At 69.5% G+C, this 18,848-nt stretch carries 14 protein-coding genes; 7 read left to right on the forward strand and 7 right to left on the reverse strand.

Annotated features, from left to right (window positions below; genetic code table 11):
- Positions 1–107 precede the first annotated feature (107 nt).
- Both ACIQ6R_RS09000 and ACIQ6R_RS09005 read left to right on the forward strand, forming a co-directional pair.
- Positions 108–2,870, forward strand: a complete 2,763-nt coding sequence (locus ACIQ6R_RS09000; RefSeq protein ID WP_404220306.1) for a DEAD/DEAH box helicase — start codon at positions 108–110, stop codon at positions 2,868–2,870.
- Positions 2,871–2,891: 21 nt separating this feature from the next.
- On the forward strand, positions 2,892–7,901 hold the full coding sequence (locus tag ACIQ6R_RS09005) for a class I SAM-dependent DNA methyltransferase (protein WP_404219864.1): 5,010 nt from the start codon (positions 2,892–2,894) through the stop codon (positions 7,899–7,901).
- A 56-nt stretch (positions 7,902–7,957) separates the two neighbouring features.
- Here the strand turns inward: ACIQ6R_RS09005 and ACIQ6R_RS09010 are convergent, their stop codons facing one another.
- Both ACIQ6R_RS09010 and ACIQ6R_RS09015 read right to left on the reverse strand, forming a co-directional pair.
- Complete coding sequence (locus tag ACIQ6R_RS09010; RefSeq protein WP_404219866.1) at positions 7,958–8,170, reverse strand: DUF397 domain-containing protein; 213 nt, start codon at positions 8,168–8,170, stop codon at positions 7,958–7,960.
- The gene (locus ACIQ6R_RS09015) at positions 8,167–9,006 is read right to left on the reverse strand and encodes a helix-turn-helix domain-containing protein (RefSeq protein WP_404220308.1); all 840 of its coding nucleotides are present in this window, start codon (positions 9,004–9,006) and stop codon (positions 8,167–8,169) included. The genes ACIQ6R_RS09010 and ACIQ6R_RS09015 overlap by 4 nt, the downstream gene beginning before the upstream one ends.
- A 193-nt stretch (positions 9,007–9,199) precedes the next feature.
- Here ACIQ6R_RS09015 and ACIQ6R_RS09020 point away from each other — a divergent pair, with 193 nt between their 5' ends.
- Positions 9,200–9,754 carry an ATP-binding protein gene (locus ACIQ6R_RS09020; protein ID WP_404173988.1) on the forward strand — a complete coding sequence of 185 codons (555 nt, stop codon included), beginning with the start codon at positions 9,200–9,202 and terminating at the stop codon, positions 9,752–9,754.
- Here the strand turns inward: ACIQ6R_RS09020 and ACIQ6R_RS09025 are convergent.
- The 4 genes from ACIQ6R_RS09025 to ACIQ6R_RS09040 all read right to left on the reverse strand — a co-directional run bounded on the left by ACIQ6R_RS09025 (position 9,690) and on the right by ACIQ6R_RS09040 (position 12,596).
- Entirely contained in the window at positions 9,690–10,814 is a 1,125-nt protein-coding gene (locus ACIQ6R_RS09025) for a hypothetical protein (protein WP_404219868.1), read from the reverse strand. The genes ACIQ6R_RS09020 and ACIQ6R_RS09025 overlap by 65 nt on opposite strands.
- Positions 10,811–11,233: a hypothetical protein gene (locus ACIQ6R_RS09030; protein WP_404219870.1), complete on the reverse strand. Its 423-nt coding sequence runs from the start codon at positions 11,231–11,233 to the stop codon at positions 10,811–10,813. Before ACIQ6R_RS09030 ends, ACIQ6R_RS09025 begins: the two co-directional genes overlap by 4 nt.
- 113 nt (positions 11,234–11,346) lie before the next feature.
- Positions 11,347–11,964 carry a hypothetical protein gene (locus ACIQ6R_RS09035; protein ID WP_404219872.1) on the reverse strand — a complete coding sequence of 206 codons (618 nt, stop codon included), beginning with the start codon at positions 11,962–11,964 and terminating at the stop codon, positions 11,347–11,349.
- Between the two features lie 14 nt (positions 11,965–11,978).
- Entirely contained in the window at positions 11,979–12,596 is a 618-nt protein-coding gene (locus ACIQ6R_RS09040; protein ID WP_404219874.1) for a hypothetical protein, read from the reverse strand.
- A gap of 153 nt (positions 12,597–12,749) precedes the next feature.
- On the opposite strand from ACIQ6R_RS09040, the gene ACIQ6R_RS09045 reads away from it, so the two are divergent.
- From ACIQ6R_RS09045 to ACIQ6R_RS09060, 4 genes are all read left to right on the forward strand, one after another.
- Positions 12,750–13,868 carry a hypothetical protein gene (locus ACIQ6R_RS09045; RefSeq protein ID WP_404219876.1) on the forward strand — a complete coding sequence of 373 codons (1,119 nt, stop codon included), beginning with the start codon at positions 12,750–12,752 and terminating at the stop codon, positions 13,866–13,868.
- Positions 13,869–14,027: 159 nt separating this feature from the next.
- The gene (locus ACIQ6R_RS09050) at positions 14,028–15,332 is read left to right on the forward strand and encodes a DUF262 domain-containing protein (protein WP_404219878.1); all 1,305 of its coding nucleotides are present in this window, start codon (positions 14,028–14,030) and stop codon (positions 15,330–15,332) included.
- 3 nt (positions 15,333–15,335) lie between these two features.
- The gene (locus tag ACIQ6R_RS09055; RefSeq protein ID WP_404174009.1) at positions 15,336–16,475 is read left to right on the forward strand and encodes a DUF3696 domain-containing protein; all 1,140 of its coding nucleotides are present in this window, start codon (positions 15,336–15,338) and stop codon (positions 16,473–16,475) included.
- 29 nt (positions 16,476–16,504) lie between these two features.
- Entirely contained in the window at positions 16,505–17,449 is a 945-nt protein-coding gene (locus ACIQ6R_RS09060; protein ID WP_404219880.1) for a hypothetical protein, read from the forward strand.
- Between the two features lie 144 nt (positions 17,450–17,593).
- Here the strand turns inward: ACIQ6R_RS09060 and ACIQ6R_RS09065 are convergent, their stop codons facing one another.
- The gene (locus ACIQ6R_RS09065; RefSeq protein WP_404219881.1) at positions 17,594–18,712 is read right to left on the reverse strand and encodes a hypothetical protein; all 1,119 of its coding nucleotides are present in this window, start codon (positions 18,710–18,712) and stop codon (positions 17,594–17,596) included.
- Positions 18,713–18,848: the final 136 nt, after the last annotated feature.

Genomic DNA, 18,848 nt, shown 5'->3' on the forward strand with positions numbered 1-18,848 from the left:
TGACCGTCGACCAGGCCGACGTCGCCGGGGACGCCCAGCGGGGCGACGCACCAAAAGCCGCCGAGGCCCAGGCTCCCGACGCCGCCAAGTACCCGCCCGGTTCGCAGATCGAGGTACGGGACGAGGAGTGGCTCGTACGGAACGTGACGCGCACGGCGCACGACGGCGACCGGATCGAGGCGGTGGGCGTCTCGGAGTTCGTACGGGACCAGGAGGCGGTGTTCTTCACCGCGCTGGACGACGTGCAGCTGATGGACCCGCGCCGCACCACGCTGATCCCCGACGACTCCCCCACCTTCCGCCGCAGCCGCCTGTTCCTGGAGGCCGTCCTGCGCAAGACCCCGCTCCCCCAGTCCGAGCGCGGTCTGGCCCTCGCCGACTCCTTCCTCCTCGACTCGCTCCCCTACCAGCACCGCCCGGCGCAGCTGGCCCTGTCGGGGAAGAACCTGCGGCCGCGCATGCTCATCGCGGACGTGGTCGGCCTCGGCAAGACCCTGGAGATCGGACTGACGCTGGCGGAGCTGATCCGCCGGGGCCGGGGCGAGCGCATTCTGGTGGTCACCCCGCAGCACGTCCTGGAGCAGTTCCAGCACGAACTGTGGACGCGTTTCGCGATCCCCCTGATCCGTCTCGACTCGGTGGGCATCGAGCGCATCCAGCGGGAGATCCCCGCCGGCCGCAACCCGTTCACGTACTTCAAGCGGGTCATCGTCTCCATCGACACCCTGAAGAACACCGACCAGTACAAGCATCACCTGGAGCGCATCCGCTGGGACGCGGTCGTCATCGACGAATCGCACAACCTGATCAACCGCGGCTCCCTGCGCAACCAACTGGCCCGTCTCCTCGCCCCGCAGACCGACGCGCTGATCCTGGCCTCGGCCACCCCGCACAACGGTGACGCCCGGAGCTTCGCCGAGCTGATCTCCCTCCTCGACCCGGCCGCGATCCGCGATCCGGGGCGCTACGCCGCGAAGGACATCGAGCACCTCTTCATCCGCCGGACGAAGGTCAGCCCCGAGGTCCGCGAGCAGATGAAGGGCCAGTGGGCGGACCGGGGCCCCAGTACGTCGGTGTACTGCGCGGCGACCCCGGCCGAGGAGGCGGTCTTCGAGGAGCTGGCGCGGGTGTGGCTGCCCGAGGACGGCCGCCCGTCGGTGAGTGAGAGCCGCCTCTTCCCGTACACCCTGCTCAAGTCCTTCCTCTCCTCGCACGCGGCGCTGGCGACGACGGTCGACAACCGCACGCGGACCGTGAAGGACAAGGAGGGCGCGGCGGCGGAGGCCGAACTCGCCGCGCTCCAGCGCCTGCGGGATCTCACCTTCGGCATGTCGGAGGCGGACTCGGCGAAGTTCCGGGCCCTCGTGGAGCAGTTGCGGGAGATCGGTGTCGGCCCGAGGAGCGACACGCGGGTCGTCGTCTTCTCCGAGCGGGTGCAGACGCTGGAGTGGCTGCGCGAGGCGGTGCCGGCGGCCCTGGGCTTCAAGGGCAAGGCGCTGCGGGAGGCCGCCCGGGTGATGCACGGCGGGCTGTCGGACGAGCAGCAGATGCAGTGCGTGGAGGACTTCGGCCTCGCGGACACCCCGGTGCGCGTGCTGTTCACCGGCGACGTGGCCTCCGAGGGCGTCAACCTGCACCGCCAGTGCCATCAGCTCGTCCACTACGACGTGCCGTGGTCGCTGATCCGCATCGAGCAGCGCAACGGCCGCATCGACCGCTACGGCCAGTCCCGTCCGCCCGAGTTCCGCGCGCTCCTCCTCACCAGCGAGACCGACGGCGCGAAGGACGACCGTACGGTGGCCGAGCGGCTGCTGGAGCGGGAGGACGAGGCGCACCGCAGCCTCGGTACGGCCGAGGCGGTCTCCGGCCTGTACCGGGCGGACGCGGAGGAGAAGTCCCTCGTCCAGGATCTGCTGCGCGGCCGTACGGTCGACGAGTCCCTGGACGCGACGAAGGAGGCGGCCGAGGACGAGGACGCGGGCGGCGACTTCCTCGCGGACTTCTTCGGCGCGGTCGGCGACGACCCGCAGGACGCGGACGGCGACGCCCCGCCCGCGCCGGCGGACGTGCCGCGTCTGTTCTCCGGCACCCGCGAGTTCCTGGACGAGGCGCTGCGTGAGGTGTTCCCCGATCCGCAGCGGCAGCTGGAGCTGGACCGGGACCCGGAATCCGGTCTGGTCTCCTTCCGTCCGCCGTCCGACCTGCTCCACCGCCTGAAGGCGCTGCCACCCGACTACCGCCGCGAGCAGCGCCTGCACGAGCGGCTGCTGGTCACCATGAACCGCAAGCTCGCCGACCTCTCCCTCGTCCGGGCCCGGGAGTCCTCCACGTCCAGCTGGCCGGAGATCTCCCTGCTCACCGACCTCCACCCGGTGGTGGAGTGGCTGACGGACAAGGTCCTGGTCCGCCTCGGCCGCCAGGAGGCTCCGGTCGTCACGGCGGACGTGGACGCCCCGACCTACCTGATCCAGGGCATCTACTCGAACGCGCTGGGCCGGCCGACCGTGGTGAAGTGGATGGCCGTCCGCTCCGGTGAGGTCACCGACGACATGGTGGGCGTGCTGCGCCGGGCAGGTGTCGGCCCCACCATGGCCAACCCGCTCCATCACCACGACCTCGACGCGCTGAGCACGGGCATCCCCGGCGCGCTGGAAGCGGCGGAGGACTTCTTGCGCCGCCACCGCGACGAATGGGAGCGGGCCCTGCTGGGCCCCATCGAGGACTACAAGCAACGCCTCGGCGACTGGGAGCAGCCCACGCTGGCGGGCGAGCACACCAAGTCCCAGCTCGCCGACCTGGCCGACTCGCTGCTCACCACCGGCCGCCCGCTGCTCCGGGTCCTCGCCGTCCTCGACTCCGCCGCCGCCTGACGTTCCGAAGGTTCTCCCACGATGACGTACGACTCCCTCGTCAACCGCGGCGACTACTTCTCCGCGCACTACCTGGCCGAGGTGTTCCCGAAGGACCTCAAGTCGGGCTTGCTGAACATCTGGAAGGAGCGCGAGGAGGCCGCCCGGGACACGGAGGCCGGCCCGGCCGAACCGGACGCACTGCCGGTGACCCCGCGCGCGGGTCTGCGCGAGCTGCGCCGCCCCTACTTCCGGGCGCGGGCGGGGTTCGCGGAGGCGGCGGCCGAAACGGACGACGCGACGACGTACGGTTCCCCCGCCTGGCGGGAACGGGCCGCCGAGCTGAACGCCTCGGTCCTGCGCGCGCTCGGCTACGACGCCAAGCCGCAGACCGTGACCGTCCAGCGCGCCGACCACTCCCACGAGGTCCGGGTCGCCCACGCCGAGCCCGGCCTCATGGCCCTCGACTGCGGCTGGGCGGCGGAACCGGACGCCGCCCTGGACGCGGACGGGCCGGGACGCCTGCTCCACCCGGTCCCGCTGGAGGGCGCCGCCGAGCTGACGACCGGCTCCAAGCTGGCGTCCTTCCTCTTCGCCTGCGAGGACGCGCCCCGCTACGTCCTGCTGCTGGTCGGCGGGGTGATCGTGCTCGCCGACCGCGCGGCCTGGGGCGAGGGCCGCTACCTCGCGGCCTCCCTGGACGCGGCCCTGGAACGCAACGACAGCAAGGCAGGCGGCGAACTCGACACGCTGGCCGCGCTGTTCGGAGCGGACTCGCTGCGCACGCCGGAGGAGGGCGGCGAGAGCCCGCTGGCCGGCCTGCTCGACAAGTCGACGAAGCACGCGGTGGGCGTCTCATCGGACCTGCGCGACGGCCTTCGCCTGTCGGTGGAGCTGATCGCCAACGAGGTCCTGGAGCGGCTGCGGACCGCCGGCGTCCGCCCGGACGAGGTGGGAGAACTCCCCGAACTGTCCAAGCAGCTCACCCGCGAGTCGCTGCGCTATCTGTACCGGATCCTGTTCCTGCTGTACGCGGAGGCACGCCCCGAGCTGGGCATCCTGCCCTCCGACTACCCCGAGTACCACCAGGGCTACGGCCTCGGCCGCCTCGGCGAGCTGGTGGCGGAGCGGGACCTGGTCGGCGAGAAGGCCCGCGAGGGCTTCTACCTGTACGAGTCCCTGGACCTCCTCTTCCGCAAGGTCCAGGAGGGCTACCGCTCGCGCCGCACGCACGGCGAGCCCGAGTCGGCCTCGCAGGACATCGGCCTGCGCTTCGAGCCGCTGCACTCCAAGCTGTTCGAGTCCGCGTCGATCCGGCTGATCGGCGCGCGTACGGTCGTCGACCCTCGCGTCGACGAGGACGAGACCGGCGAGCCGGCCTACCTCGACACGCGCCTGCGCAACGCCACCCTGTACCGCGTCCTGCGCCTGCTGATGCTCACCCGGGGGCGAAAGGGCGAGCGCGGCGGGTTCATCTCCTACGCCCAGCTCGGCATCAACCAGCTCGGCGCCGTGTACGAGGGCCTGATGTCGTACTCCGGTTTCGTCGCCGACGAGGAGCTGTACGAGGTCGCCAAGGGCGGCGACCCCAAGGACGGCTCCTGGCTGGTACCGGCGTCGCGGGCCGACGAGTACGCGGACTCCGTCTTCGTACGGCGGAAGGACGAGGAGACGGGCGAGGAGGTACGGGTCCGGTACCGGCCGGGGTCCTTCGTGTACCGGCTGTCCGGGCGCGACCGGCAGACCTCGGCGTCGTACTACACGCCGGAGTCGCTGACCAAGGTGACCGTCCAGCTCGCGTTGCAGCACCGGCTGGACCAGGACGGCACGACGACCGAGGCACGGGAGCTGCTGGACTGGAAGATCTGCGAGCCCGCGTTGGGCTCCGGCGCGTTCCTCAACGAGGCGATCAACCAGGTGGCGGCGGAGTACCTGCGGCGACGGCAGGACGAGCTGGGCACCGCCATCGACACGGAGAAGTACGCGGTCGAGCACCAGAAGGCCAAGGCGTACATCGCCCTGCACAACTCCTACGGCGTCGACCTCAACTCGACGGCCGTGGAGCTGGCGGAGGTGTCCCTGTGGCTCAACACCATGCACCCCGGCATGGAGGCGCCCTGGTTCGGCCTGCACCTGCGGCGCGGCAACTCGCTCATCGGCGGCCGGCGGGAGGTGTACCCGGCGGAGCGGCTGAAGAAGGGCGGCTGGCTGGGGACGACTCCGGAACGTTTCCCGTTGACGGAGGCGGCGGACGGTCTGCCCGACGGGGCCGTGCACCACTTCCTGCTTCCGGCGAAGGAGTGGGGCGCGGTCGCCGCCGAGAAGGAGGCCAAGGCGCTGGCGCCGGAGGAGGCGAAGGCGCTGGGCGCCTGGCGGCGGGCGATCACCAAATCGCCGAACAAGAAGCAGACGGAGCGGTTGCAGGGGCTCGCGCGGCGCGTGGAGTACCTGTGGGGGCTGGTCGCGCGGCGACTGGAAATCTCCGAGCGCGACATCTCGCGGCGGATCGGTGTGTGGGGCGCGGAGGAGGAGTGGCTGCGGTCGCCCGAGGTCGCGGTCCAGCGGGAGAAGGTGCTGGCGGATCTGGAGGGTGTGGACACGCCGTACTGGCGCCTGAAGACGCTGATGGACGCGTGGTGCGCCCTGTGGTTCTGGCCTGTGCAGAGTGCCGCGCTGCTGGATGGTTCGCATGACGTGTATCGGCGTGCGGTGGCCGAGCTGGTGGAGATGGCGGAGGCGGTGGAGGCTTCCGACGATGTGCTGATGGCTTGGGAGGCGGATGCGCTGCCGGGCTTCGCCGCCGGGCCCGAGCAGATGAGCCTCACGCGGGAGAGTGTGGAGCGGAAGCGTGCGGGGCGGCGCAAGGAGCAGGTGAAGGGCCCCGAGCGGGCGGTTGTCGCGCTGGCTGAGCTGGATGACTGGCTGGACTTCGCGGAGTCGTTGCTGGGGCGGCGGGATGTCCCGGAGGGCTCGCTGATCTCCGAGTTCGAGCGGCTGGATGAGCTGGAGAGGTTCGAGGACGCGCTGCCGGATTTGATGGGCATGGAGGGGGCTCATCGGTTGGAGGAGCGGTATCCGTGGGCGGGGGTGGCGAAGGATGTTGCCGGGCAGCAGGGGTTCTTTCATTGGGAGTTGGAGTTTGCGCAGGTGTTTGCGTGTGGTGGATTTGATTTGCAGATGGGAAATCCGCCTTGGGTGCAGCCACGCTGGTATGAAGACCAAGTCCTCGCAGAACTCGAGCCATGGTTCACTCTGAGCGATAGGCCGAGTACAGCAGAGTGGCGCCTGCGCAAGGGCGAAGCGCTCAGCACGTCCGGAAACAGTAGTTACTTCCTTGGTGAGTTGACAACAAATACGGGAACTGTCGCAACACTGAGCAGCGAGGCTACTTATCCGTTGCTCACAGGAACGAAGGGTGACCTCTACCGCGCATTCATGGTTCAGGTATGGCAACATATCGCACCGCAAGGCAGTGCGGGACTGATCCACCCAGACACACATTTCGGCGGCGTGCGCGAGGCTGATATTCGAGCCGCCGCATATCGACACCTTCGCATCCACGCCCATTTCGTTAACTCCGCCCAATGGGCTTTCGAAGATGTAGATTGGGCGCAACAATTCGGGATGCACGTCTACGGCACACCGCAGGAGCCACACTTCCTACACGTAAGCCAGCTCCGTGATGCCGACACCCTACCCTCATCACTGATGCACGACGGGAATGGCCCAACGCCAGGCATCAAATACAACGGATCTTGGGATATTCGGCCACATCGAGACCGCGTGGTGCGTGTGGACACTTCCCTGCTAACCAGTTGGCGGGCCCTGACAGGTTCGACAGGCGAAATAGCGCAGACACCCCTTCTGTATCCAGTCCTCGTCAGCGAACAAGGAGCTATCGAAGCTCTGGCGGCATACCCGTACAGCCTCGCCGATTGCCAGCCGATGATTACAACTGGATATGACGAAGGCGCCGCAAAAAAGGAAGGGATAATCCGCTGGGGAAACCAGAGCGTTTCAGAACTCGCAGATGTAATCCTACAAGGGCCACACTTTTCCCCTGCACATCCTTTCGCCAAGGAACCGAAACTTCCATGCCGAAGCAACAGGGATTGGAATCCGCTTGCACCAACAGATCTCTCGGAGGACCACGTACCCGTAACTAACTACGTACGAGCCACCGACGAGAAAAGTTACCTTGCCCGCCAGGATACGTGGATTGATAGGCCATATAGCACTTTCTTCCGGCTCGCCTGGCGCAGCATGATTCCACACAATACTAGCCGGAGTCTACAGGCGGCCCTTATCCCGCCTGGCCCAGCTCACGTGCACGCCGCACACTCGCTAGCGTTCACGGAGGATCGCTTGACGGTCCTCAATGCAGGATTTTGGGCTTCGCTTCCACTAGATTACCTGCTGCGAATCACGAGTCGCACCGGCCTCGGGATCAAAGAGGCCCGCCAAATGCCAGCGGCCGACCCGCACCATCCTCTCGCCTCCGCTCTCCTTCTCCGCACCATGCGCCTTAATGCACTCACCATTCACTACGCCACGCTCTGGACGGAGTTGTTCGACCACCAGTGGGGAGGCTATGAGGACTGGGCCAATCCGAACTGGCCCAACCTGTCACCATTGGCTGCCGGCCTCAAACCGGCGTGGGAGCACACCACTCCCCTCCGTACGGAATACGAGCGTCGCGCCGCACTCGTAGAACTCGACTCCCTCGTCGCCGTTTGGCTCGGCATCAGCGCCGACCAGCTCGTTGCCCTCTACAAGACCCGATTCCCGCAGTTGCATGACTTCGAAATGGCCACATACTTCGATGCGCAAGGCCGCAAAATCGCAGCAAGCTCTTTCACTTACGGCTACGGACAGTCCAAGCAGGACTACGTCGACCTGCTTGCCCACCTGGAGGCCCCGGAGAGCACCCCGCCCCCGGACGGCTACGAGACACCTTTCTACAAGGCCGACCGCGTAGCCGAAATGCGGGCTGCACATGCTCACTTCCAAGCCCGCCTGGACGCCGAGATCGCAGCCGATCGCTGGTCGTGAACACGCAGTGCCCGTGACCCCAGTCAGCGGTCACGAGGCACTGCCTGCTCTTCGCTCTACGCGGTGCGCTGGGCGGCGAACCCGACGAACTCCGCCCACGCCTCCGACGTAAGGCTGACCATGGGGCCCGCCTCGTGCTTCGAGTCGCGCACATACAGGGCGCCGCTCCCCGTAGCTACCTCAACGCACTGACCACCATCGCCAGCGCTGTGACTGCTCTTGAACCACGCCAGATCATCGGCGTTGGGCCTGGCCTTGTCCCCGCTCATCTCTCTCCCAGCAACTTTTCGATCAACGCAAGCGAGTCTGTAGGAGTGAGGGCCTGCGCGCGGAGGATCCCGTACGTGCGCTCAAGACCTCGTACCTTCTGCCGCTCTGTGTGGACACGGCTGTCGCCTTGGACCTCCGTGTAGGCGATCCTCCGCTCATCCCTGGTCTCCATCAAGGTGAACGGGCCAGCCAGTCCGGCATGTTCCTGACGAGACAGCGGCATCACCTGGATCACCACGTTGCGCTTCTCCGCGATCAGCATGAGGTGCTCCAACTGTCCCCGCCAGGCTGCCTTGCCCCCAATCGGGCGGAGCAGGACACTCTCCTCCATCACGAAGCCGAGGTGCGGCGTGGGGCGCTTGGTGAAGATCTCCTGCCGTGCCAGTCGCGCCGCAACACGCTCTTCAATGATCGCCTCGTCCAAGAGCGGCTGCCACATGGCGAACACCGCTCGCGCGTACTCCTCGGTCTGAAGCAGCCCGTTGACCAGGTGAGTGTCGTACAGGTGGATTTCGACCGCCTCACCCTCCAACCTGGCCGCATCCCGAAAGAACGCCGGATACTGAGCCCTCGCCACCTCCTCCTTCCCCGCCTTCAACAGCCCCCCGGCGTCCAGCACCTCATCCGCGCAGTCGATGAACTTGGGCGGCGGGATCCGCCTCCCCTGCTCAAACGAAGCGATCGTCGACGCCGAGTACCCCGCCCTGCTCCCCAGCTCCGCCCGATCCAGCCCCGCCCGCTCCCTGCACAGCTTCAGTTGCCGTCCGAAGACGTGCAGGATGCCCGCGCTCGCCTCCTGCTCCTGGCCGTCCACCTGTTGCCGCTGTTCCTCCACGCCCGGCACCTCCCGTACGTACTCGCCCACCGCCGAACACCCCGCACAGACCTCGCGCTCGCACTCAACCCGCCCCGCGGAGGCCCCGTCACGGTTCACCCCGTGTACAGCCCCCGCTCCCACCGCGTACAGCCTCCGCCGGCCAGCGCGTCACGCCTGTTCAACGCTACGCAGAGTCCACGACCGTTACCGCATGAAGTCAGCAACTCCCCCACAAAGGCGGACGCCTCAACCGCCCCGGCCACCCGCCCACGTCTTCGAGATGCAGTTCACGTCGACCCCGCGCGGCGCCCGCCTCGCCCGGCGGCTGGTCTCGCACCGCCTCGACGCCTGGGGCCACCCGTACGACTCACCGGCGAACGAGACGGTCACCCTGATCGCCGCCGAGCTCACCGCGAACGCCGTCCGCCACGGACACGTACCCGGCCGGGACTTCCACCTCCGCCTCACCGAGGCCGACACCGAGACCGGCGCCGGAGGCGGTGGCACCCTGCGCATCGAGGTGACGGACACCCGCACGGAGAGACGACCGGTCCCCGGAACACCAGCCTCGGACAGCGAGTCGGGCCGGGGCCTGCTCCTGGTGAACGCCCTCGCGGACGACTGGGGCGTCACGCCCCGCACCGCCGGCCCGGGGAAGACCGTATGGGCGGAGTTCTCGCCGCCGTCACGACCAGCCGCTGCTAGCCCAGCCCCACGGCGGAGGCCAGACCCCGCCCCCACTCCCCGGCCGGGCCGGGCCAGCTGAGCGGTGTGAAGAACGCGGCCACCAGGAACACGGCGGTCGCGACGAGGCTGAGCAGGAGCGCGGGGACACTGGCGTTCACCTCCGAGTCCCGGTTCAGCATGTCCGTGGTCGCCATCACCGCGAGCACGAGGCCGAGGAAGACCGCCACCACCCCCACGAGCACGGTGCCGAAGGTGAACGGCACCACTCCCCAGAGACTCGCGTCCGACGCGTACGCGGCGCGGTTGGCCGTGACGACGAGCATCGGGACGCACGGCGGGAGCGCGCACACCACCCACGCCACGCCGATCAACGAGTACCGGGGCGGTCCGGGAACCGGTGTCCGGTTCCCGGACCCGGCAGGCGGGTCGGCAGCCGGGGCACCGGCGTCGCCGTTCGCCGCGACCGCCCGGACGGGCACAGGCTGCTCGTCCATCCCGGACTGCCGCGTCCATTGGCCTTCGATGACCTGCGCGGTGCCCCGGCCGTCGCCCTGGCCGTCGATCTCGCCACCGAGCTGACGCAGTTCCTCGCGCACGGCGCCGAGTTCCGCCTCGGCCCGCTCCAGGAGTTCGGAGAACTGCTCCGTCTCCTGCCGGTCCCTCGCCATGCCGGCGGTATCGTGCCGAGAGGTGTCCTCGCCGTCCCGGTCGGCGACCCGCCGATGCCGGGCCAGCTCCTGCTGGGCCTGCGCCAGCAGCGCTTCGGCCCTGCGGCGCTCCTCCTCGGCCTGCCGCATCGTCCGCTGGGCCTGCATGACGCGCAGCTCGGCGTCCCGCAACTTCTGGGCGAACTCGGCGTGTGCCTCGGCGCGTCCCTCGGCCTTGGCCCTACGGGCCTTCTCCTCCAGTTCCTGACATCGCGCCGCCCACTCCCCGACGGCGCGGGTCAGCACCTGGACGACCACGTCGGCCCGTTCGCGTGCCTCGTGGGCGGCCTGGCCCCTGGCCTCGGCGGTGATGTGGAAGTGGGTCACGTACTGGTTGGCGCCGGACTGGTACACATGCGCGTTGTCGGAGGCGCGCCCGTACGCTTGGGGCTGTCCGGGCGCGCCGCCCTCCCGGTTCTCCAGGTCGCTCATCGCTCGGTGATGTGCTGGTCCCGCGCCGCCTGGTAGACGCGGGCGTTGTCCTGGGCCCGCGCCTCCAGACGTACTCCGCCGTCGATCCGCTGACCGTCCGACGCCTGCCGCTGCCAGCCGTCCACCAGGTCCCGCAGCTCGCCGGCGGCTTCCGGGTGCTCGCCCAGCAGGGCGGCGAACCGGCCGACCCACTGGCCCTCCAGCCGCCCGGCGGGGTCGGAGCCGTCGGTGTCGGCGGCGTCGAGGGCGGCGGTCCGGGACGCTTCGAGTTCCCGCTCGACCTCCTCGGCGGCCTGCGGGCGGAAACGACGCCAGACGGTCACCACTCCGTCCCGCGTCTGCTGCCACCCCTCACCGACGAGCAGCGCCACCAGGGACGTACCCGCGGTGCCGGCCAGTGTGAGCAGATAGGGATCCATCGAAGCCCCCGAGATTCCAGACCCGCCGGGAGCGTGTGCCCCCCGGCCGCAACGAGGCTCCACCGTAACGCAACCGCTCCCGGCGGCCCCGCTGTTGGCGGCCCGTCCGGTGCCTAGGTGCCGAAGGACTGCAGGTCGTTGAAGTGAATGGGCTGCCTGATCACGACCTCCTCCGTGAGCCGATCGTCCTGGACGACGTAGTAGCCCTTCTCCCGGTCGCGCCCCTGCGCCCACTCGGTCAGGCTGCGCAGGGCCGCCGACCCGTCCGCGTAGCCTCGCCAGGCCATCCGCCCGGCGCCGAAGCCGTAGAGGGCCGCGTGCGCTCCATCCTCGATCCGGTCCTTGGCGTGGTAGGAGAAACCCGAGGCGTGCCCGGTCTCGAAGTCGGTGATCCGGACGCCGTTGACGGCCCGCCGGTTGCGCACCCGCGTGAAGGCGCCGCCCAGTTCACGGGCGTAGTACAGCGTCAGCGCGATGTCCTCGGCGGTGTGGCCGGCGCGGGTCGCCAGCCCGGGGTGGTAGGCCACCTCCAGGCGGTCGTGCTCGCGCGGCACGAAGAAGTGCTGGACGACCGGGTTCTTCTGGCGGAGGAACGGAAACGCCACCTGGTGCGGAGGGTAGAGGAACTGCACGTCCTCGATGGTCAGGGTCCCCTCCCCGCCGGACGCCCACTCCACCCGTGCCAGGTATCTCTTGTGTGCCGTCAGGAAACCCGGAATCACATCGTTCATTTCCCTGCCCTCCCCTATTCCCTGGTGTGGTTGTAGTTGACCACCGCGGCCCTGCTCCCCTTTGCCACGACGAGGACCTCGTACACATCCGCTCCGGATTCGAAGACGAACCTCCAGGCGGACTCGCCCGGCTCGTATTCCTGTTCGCGGATATCCAGCGGCTCGCCCTCCGGGAGATCGAATTCCTCGATCAGTTCCCGGCGGGCCAGATCCAGCAGGACGGAGCGCTTCATCCTGGGTTCCGCCTGCACGCCCTTCGCGTCCTGCACGCCCTTCGCGTCCTTCGCGTCCTTCGCGCTCGTCGGGTCCTGGACGTCCGGCGTGCCCGGGGACCCCGCCCCTGCCGGGGGGAGCCGCCCGCCGCCCGGGCGTGCCGGGCCATCAGCCCCAGCCCTCTGCTTTCCGCGCACCCAGGACCTCGCGCCCCGCCAGGAACGCCAGGCCATCCACCCCACCGCCGCGGCGCCGGCGGCGTCCCCCGCCGCGTGCAGCCCCTCATGCAGTCCGGAGGAATCGTCGCCCCCGGCACCTCCATCCGAGGTGTCGACTCCGGCCACATGACCCACTCGAACATAATCGAGCACGACCGGATCAACTTCGCTCAACATTTGCCTGAGTCTTTCCGACGCCATGGCGTCACCCCCTTCGGTCCGGCACAATCCGGTCCGCCTTCAGGTCGTTCCCCTCCCTATGATGGGTTAATCGCCTTATGCTGTGGGCACATTCCCTTTCTCGTGAGGCGCACAGCGCACTCTCGGCCCACCGGAAACCGCCCCGGGAGTCACATGACCGCACGGGAATACCGCGCCAAGCTGGAGCAGGCGAGAAAAGGGCAGGCGGACGCCGAGCGGCGGGCTGCCTCGCTCCGCCGGAAGGAGGCGACGGCCCGCGCCGCCGCCGCCCAGCAGCGTTCATCGGCGGCCCGGACGGACCGTGCCGGCATCCGCGACAGCAGACTCCGTACCGCCGCCCGGCGCGAGAAAGAGGCCAACAAGGCCGCGCGCGACGCCTCTTCGTGGGAGACGCGGGGCGCGCGCCTCGGCCGACGGGCCGCGGTGCTGGACGTGCTGCACGCCGAGGCGGAGGCGGAGGAGCGCGAGGCCGTGGAGACGGTGCTTCGGCGGGAACGGCGGGAGGCGATGCTGCGGATCGCCTCCGAACAGGCACGACTCGACGCACGACTCACCCTGACGGAGGGGTACATGAACGACGTTCTCAGGCATCTGCGCGCGCCCAAGCCGGAACCGCTGCGCATCCTGATGCTCGGCGCGGCGGCCGGCGGCGACCTGCGCATCCCCCGTGAACAGGCCCGCATCCGCGCGGCGGTGGAGCGGGCGCTGCACCGCGATCTGGTGGAGCTGGACGCCCACCCCGCCGCGACAGCCGACCACCTCCTCGACGGCCTCACCCGCTTCAAGCCGCACGTCGTACACTTCTCGGGGCACAGCGCGGAGGACCTCGTCGTCTTCGAGAAGGACGTCGACCACTTCCACAGCGGCGCGGTCGTCACCGCCGGAGCCTTCGCCCGCGCCATCGCCGCCGTCGACGACCAGCCGCTGCTGGTGCTGCTCAACTCCTGCGACTCCGCGCCCCAGGCGGCCCGCCTCGTGGACACCGTCCCGCTCGCGATCGGCATGTCGGCGTCCATCGGGGACATCGACGCGATCACCTACGCGGCACGCTTCTACGCCGCCGTCGCGGACGGACAGTCGATCCGGTCGGCACACGCCCAGGGGCGAGTAGCCATCGAGATGGCCGGGCTCCTCGACCACGACCTGCCCACCCTGTTCCACGCCGACGACGTGGATCCGTCCGCGGCCATGCTCGTCGTACCCCCGACCACCGCCCCGCCGCCTCCACCCGCCCCGACGGATGACGTCTCCGAGCCCATGGCCAGTCCCTGAGCCCACCTGTGTCCCGACGGAGCCCCGAGCCCTCTCCACGTTCCACGAGGGGAGAGCAGACAGGGAGCCTGGCCGTGACTTCCGCGTCCGGCACAATCTGAACCGGCGTGAGGACGCGTCACCGAGTCATTCCGGCTACGAAACGGGGCACGAGGGCACATGACGCAGGACGACAGCATCGGCGGCCGCAGGGCGGCGCGGGAACAGGCGTCGCTGTTCAGCCGCTATATGAACGACGACGCCGAGGGCAGCGGAGCGTTCCGTGTCGAAGTGGGCGCCGACGGGCGGGCGACCGATGTCGAGCTGGAGCTTCCCGATGCCGAAGCCGAGGACGCCGGGGACCGGATCACCGCGCCGTACGACCCGTCCAAGATCGAGATCCAGACCAGCAATCCCACGATCAATCTGCTGATGTCCCGGCTGAGCAACGGCATGATCGACCTCGCCCCCGACTTCCAGCGGCGGGCCGGGATCTGGTCGGACGAGCGGCAGAGCCGACTGATCGAATCCCTGTTGCTGCGCATCCCGATCCCCTCCTTCTACGCCGCCGAACTGGACGACAGCTCCTGGACGCAGGACAGTTCGTGGGCCATCGTCGACGGCATCCAGCGCCTGACGGCCATCGCGCGGTTCATCGCGCCGAAGGCGCTGGCCGAGGCGGCGGGCATGGACGCGGGCCCGCTGCGGCTGCGCGGGCTGGAGTACCTGAAGAAGGACTTCGAGGGGAAGGGATACGAGGACCTCACCGGCCGATTGCAGATCCGGCTGAACGAGACACAGGTCGTCGTCCACGTGATCCGGCCCGGTACTCCGGAGGAGGTCAAGTTCAACATCTTCGCCCGGATCAACACAGGTGGCCTCCCTCTCACCCGCCAGGAGATCCGGCACGCGCTGATCCCCGGGCCGGCCCGGCAGATGCTGTCCTCCCTGGCCGGATCGGCGGAGTTCCTTTCGGCGACCGGCAACAGTGTCGGCAGCGCGCGCATGGCGGACCGGGAGATGGTCCTGCGTGCCCTGGCCTTCATGCTCACGGCGCCCGACTCGTTCAAGTACCAGGACTTCGACCAGTTCCTCGCCCACACCATGCGGCTCATCAACCGGTTGCCCGAAGACGCTCGTGCCTCACTCGCACGGCACTTCAGGAAGTCGATGACCACCGCCGAGATGATCTTCGGCAAGCACGCCTTCCGCAAGCTCTATCCGGGCCAGGAGTGGCGCAATCCGGTGAACAAGGCCCTCTTCGAATCAGTGGCGGTGAACCTGTCCGAACTGGACGGCGCCCAGCTCGGCACGCTGGTAGCGTCCCGCGAGAAGGTCCTGGCCGGCTACCAACAGCTCATGGCCGACCGGGACTTCGAGCGTGCCGTGTCCGTGGGCACCGGCGACCGTGCCAAGGTCCACGTGCGGTTCGGGAGAGTCCGCGACCTCTTCTCCACGATCTTGAACAGCGACGGGGGCAGCTAGGCAGTGATCGACCAGTTGTTCCTGGGCAACTTCAAGGCGTTCCGGTCCGCCGACATCCCCCTCGCCCCCGTCACCCTGCTCACGGGCCTGAACTCGTCCGGCAAGAGCTCGGTTCTGCAGTCCCTCGCCCTGCTCCGGCAGTCGTACGACTCGTTCACGCTGTTCTCCGCGGACGGGGAGGCGGAGGACGAGGGTGGCTTCCTCCTCAACGGCGAGCTCGTCGAACTGGGCACCGGGCACGACCTCATGCACGAGGATTTCGTACGGTCGCCCGGGCTTCCCACGCCCCTGATCAGCGTCGGCCTCCGTACGCGTGACGGACGGACTCACCAGTGGTCCGCGCTGTACGCGCCCGAACAGGACGTGCTACCGCTCCACTCGTCGTCGGGCATCCCGGCGGAGGACACCCTCTTCGATCGCTGCTTCCAGTACCTCAAGGCCGACCGGATCGTCCCCGCCACGAGCTACCCCCGGTCCCATCACCAGGCGATCGGGCGCGGCTTCCTCGGGCCACGCGGCGAGCACACCGTCAACTACCTGCGCCACCATGCCCAGCACCCGCTGGAAGCAGGACCGCTGCGACACCCCCGGGCACGGGCCCACACCTTCCTCGACCATGTGGTCGCCTGGATGCAGGAGCTGTGCCCGGGCGTCAATCTGGAGGCGAGCGAGATCCCCGGCCTCGACTCGGTCCGCCTCAGCTACGGTTTCGACGGCACGGCCGGCCTGGAGTCCTCCTCCCGACGCCGCCCCACGAACGTCGGCTTCGGCCTCACCTACGCCCTGCCCATCGTCGTGGCGTGCCTCACGGCGGGCCCGGGAAGCCTGATCCTCCTGGAGAACCCCGAGGCCCACCTCCACCCGCGCGGCCAGTCCCGTATGGCCGCCCTCCTGGCCGCCGCCGCGGCGGCGGGAGCGCAGCTCATCGTCGAGACCCACTCGGACCACGTGCTCAACGGGCTGCGTCTGGCCGCCAAGAACGGCGTCGTCTCCGCCTCGGACACCGCCGTGCACTTCTTTCGCCGCAACGGCCTGCGAGCGGAGTTCGTCACCCCGCGCATCCACGATGACGGCACGCTCTCGGAGTGGCCGGCAGGCTTCTTCGACGAGTGGGAGAACTCCCTCGAACAGCTTCTGGACTGATCACCCGGCACATTGTGGGAGGGGCCGAAGTGCCGCTGTCGTTATTCCTCAACGAACTGTCCTGCCAGTCCGAGGCGAGCCCGAGGCAGGTCGACGAGGCCATGGCCACGTTCGTGAACACACTGAAGCGCCTCAAAGGGTGGGGGCAGGGCGTCGAACTCGTCACCGACGGCTCCTTCAACAAGGGTGAGTTGGCCCGGGGGTACTCCTACGCACAGTGGGTCAACGCCACCGGTATGAACCGGGAACGAAGCCGCCTCATCCTCAGCCTGCGCAGCCGTACGCCGGGGGCCCTGCGCGACGTCCTCGAAGCCGCAGGGCACGACCCGGCGGAGGTCGAGCACTTCCACGACGGCCGCCGCGCCGTCGGTATCGGCGCCGCCCAGCTCGTGGACGGCTTGGCGGTCAGCCTCCCGGTGAGTCCGAAATGGGCGGCCACCTGGCTCGACGTCGACGTCAACCGCGTCGGCGAGGACGACATCGAGACGGACCGGGCCCGGGTTCGGCACTGCTCCACACCGGAGGAGGCCGACGATCACGAGGCGTGGGCACGGGACACGGGGCTGAGCCGTCTGTCCAGCCCGGCCGTCCTCCTGGACCGCTGGGACGACTCCTTTCCGGCGTTGGAACGCCTGCCCCGCTTCGACCGGGACCTGAGCGCCCTCGACCCGAAGTGGTTCCGCCCGGTCCGCGACCTGCTCGCCGCCCTCCAGACCACGGCAGCCGACCACTGGGATCTCGGCCGTTCCCCCGAACCCGACTGGCAGGACCCGCACATCACACCCGAGTCGCTCAGACGGCAGCACCTGTGCACCTTCCCCGACCCGGGCCTCGACGGCCGGGCCGTCTGCTTCTCGTGGCACGGCCGCATGACACCGGGCAAGGGGCGCCTCTACTTCCGACTCGTGCCCGAGCGGATGACGTTCCGGCTCGCCTACGTCGGCGACAAACCCGGCAGCGACCGTCTGTCCTGACGTCCCGGGCGGCCGAGGGGGACGGCCGAGACCGCTCCGGTCGTTCCGCCGCGCCCCGCGTCCGGCCCGGGTCGGGTCGGCGGCCGAAGGCCACGCCCGCGTGCAGGACGACGGTCGGCTCCGGCCGAAGTCCGCGCACAAGCCTCATGACGAGCCGCGGCCCACATGAGGCGTCGTACCGCCCAGGAGTTGCTCCACCACGAACGTCATGTGCTGGACGTGCCCCGCCCTGATCCACGTCTCCGCGTTCCCCGACCCCGCCCGCCCGTCGCCGCCCGCGCACGCGTGCAGCCACGCTTCGCCGTCGCTGTACTCCGCTCCCCGGAAGGCGGGCGACCGGGTGATCCGGCGGGCCGTGCCGCGTACCCGGTCGACGCGGTCGGCGCCGCCCCTGGTCGGAACCCGCGCGAGCAGGTAGCCGTCCGGTCCGGTGTAACGCAGCAGACCCCAGGGCGGGGCGTGCGGGCGGATGTGCGGGAGGTTCGCGGAGAGGGCGTGCTCGACGGAGTAGTCGCCGTACAGCAGGCGGCGGGGGAAGGCCGGGCGGGCGGCGCGTACGCCCCGGTGCAGCTGCCGGTCGTGGCGGGGGACGGTGAGAAAGGGGCCCGAGTCGGGGTGCTCGGGCAGGCGGGGGAAGGCTCCGGCGGTGAGGACGACGGTGCGCCACGGGGCGAGGGCACCGAGCAGATCGAGCGCGGCGACGGCGAGTTTGGTGCCGTCCGCCGCGTCCGCGACCGGGCCGACGTCCACGATGAGGTCGATCCGCGAGGGCGGCAGGCAGAGCCGGTCCACGAGGGCGAGCAGTGCGGTCGTGTCCGGCTCGTCGGCGGTGGTGTCGGCGAGCACGCGGATGCCGATGCCCCGGCCGGTGAGAAAGGCGAGGTCGGCGGCGTACCGCTGGAGGGCGGGAGAGCGTTCCGGTCCGGTCACCGGCCGCAGGCGGGTTCCGGTCAGCAGACGCCACAGGCCGGTCGCCGCGCCGAGCAGCGCCTCCACGTGGCCGGCGTCCACCCAGCCGGGCATTCCCCGCACAGCGTCCGCGAGTTGGTCCACGCGGGGCGGGAGCCAGCGCTCCAGGCCGACGCGGTCCTCCTCGGGGTCGGCGTTGCCCGGCACACCCCGGGTCCGTTCCGCACCGGTGAGCGGGACGAGTGTCCACAGGGGCGCGACCCGTGGGCGTACCGCGTCGTCGAGCCGGGCGTACGCCTGCCAGGCGCCCCGCCGTACGGGCAGGACCGGAACATAGACCGGATCGACGGACATGGCGCCTCCCCCTCGTGTTCCGCCCCGCTCGTCCGCGCTGCGTCGTCGTGTCGCCCCTGGTCGCAGGGTGAACGGGGAGGTTCGCGGACGAAAGGGTGCGTTTCCGGCCAGGACGCCGACCGGGTGATCCGGGAAG

Origin of the sequence: Streptomyces sp. NPDC096048, assembly GCF_044763415.1 — a bacterium.
GTDB lineage: Bacteria > Actinomycetota > Actinomycetes > Streptomycetales > Streptomycetaceae > Streptomyces.

What these genes read in the sequence shown, in the direction of transcription:
- ACIQ6R_RS09050 (WP_404219878.1), top strand. Translation starts at nt 14,028, where the DNA reads ATGACGCAGGACGACAGCATCGGCGGCCGCAGGGCGGCGCGGGAACAG.
- ACIQ6R_RS09010 (WP_404219866.1), bottom strand. Translation starts at nt 8,170, where the DNA reads ATGAGCGGGGACAAGGCCAGGCCCAACGCCGATGATCTGGCGTGGTTC.
- ACIQ6R_RS09030 (WP_404219870.1), bottom strand. Translation starts at nt 11,233, where the DNA reads ATGGATCCCTATCTGCTCACACTGGCCGGCACCGCGGGTACGTCCCTG.
- ACIQ6R_RS09045 (WP_404219876.1), top strand. Translation starts at nt 12,750, where the DNA reads ATGACCGCACGGGAATACCGCGCCAAGCTGGAGCAGGCGAGAAAAGGG.
- ACIQ6R_RS09020 (WP_404173988.1), top strand. Translation starts at nt 9,200, where the DNA reads ATGAAGTCAGCAACTCCCCCACAAAGGCGGACGCCTCAACCGCCCCGG.
- ACIQ6R_RS09065 (WP_404219881.1), bottom strand. Translation starts at nt 18,712, where the DNA reads ATGTCCGTCGATCCGGTCTATGTTCCGGTCCTGCCCGTACGGCGGGGC.
- ACIQ6R_RS09035 (WP_404219872.1), bottom strand. Translation starts at nt 11,964, where the DNA reads ATGAACGATGTGATTCCGGGTTTCCTGACGGCACACAAGAGATACCTG.
- ACIQ6R_RS09005 (WP_404219864.1), top strand. Translation starts at nt 2,892, where the DNA reads ATGACGTACGACTCCCTCGTCAACCGCGGCGACTACTTCTCCGCGCAC.
- ACIQ6R_RS09025 (WP_404219868.1), bottom strand. Translation starts at nt 10,814, where the DNA reads ATGAGCGACCTGGAGAACCGGGAGGGCGGCGCGCCCGGACAGCCCCAA.
- ACIQ6R_RS09040 (WP_404219874.1), bottom strand. Translation starts at nt 12,596, where the DNA reads ATGGCGTCGGAAAGACTCAGGCAAATGTTGAGCGAAGTTGATCCGGTC.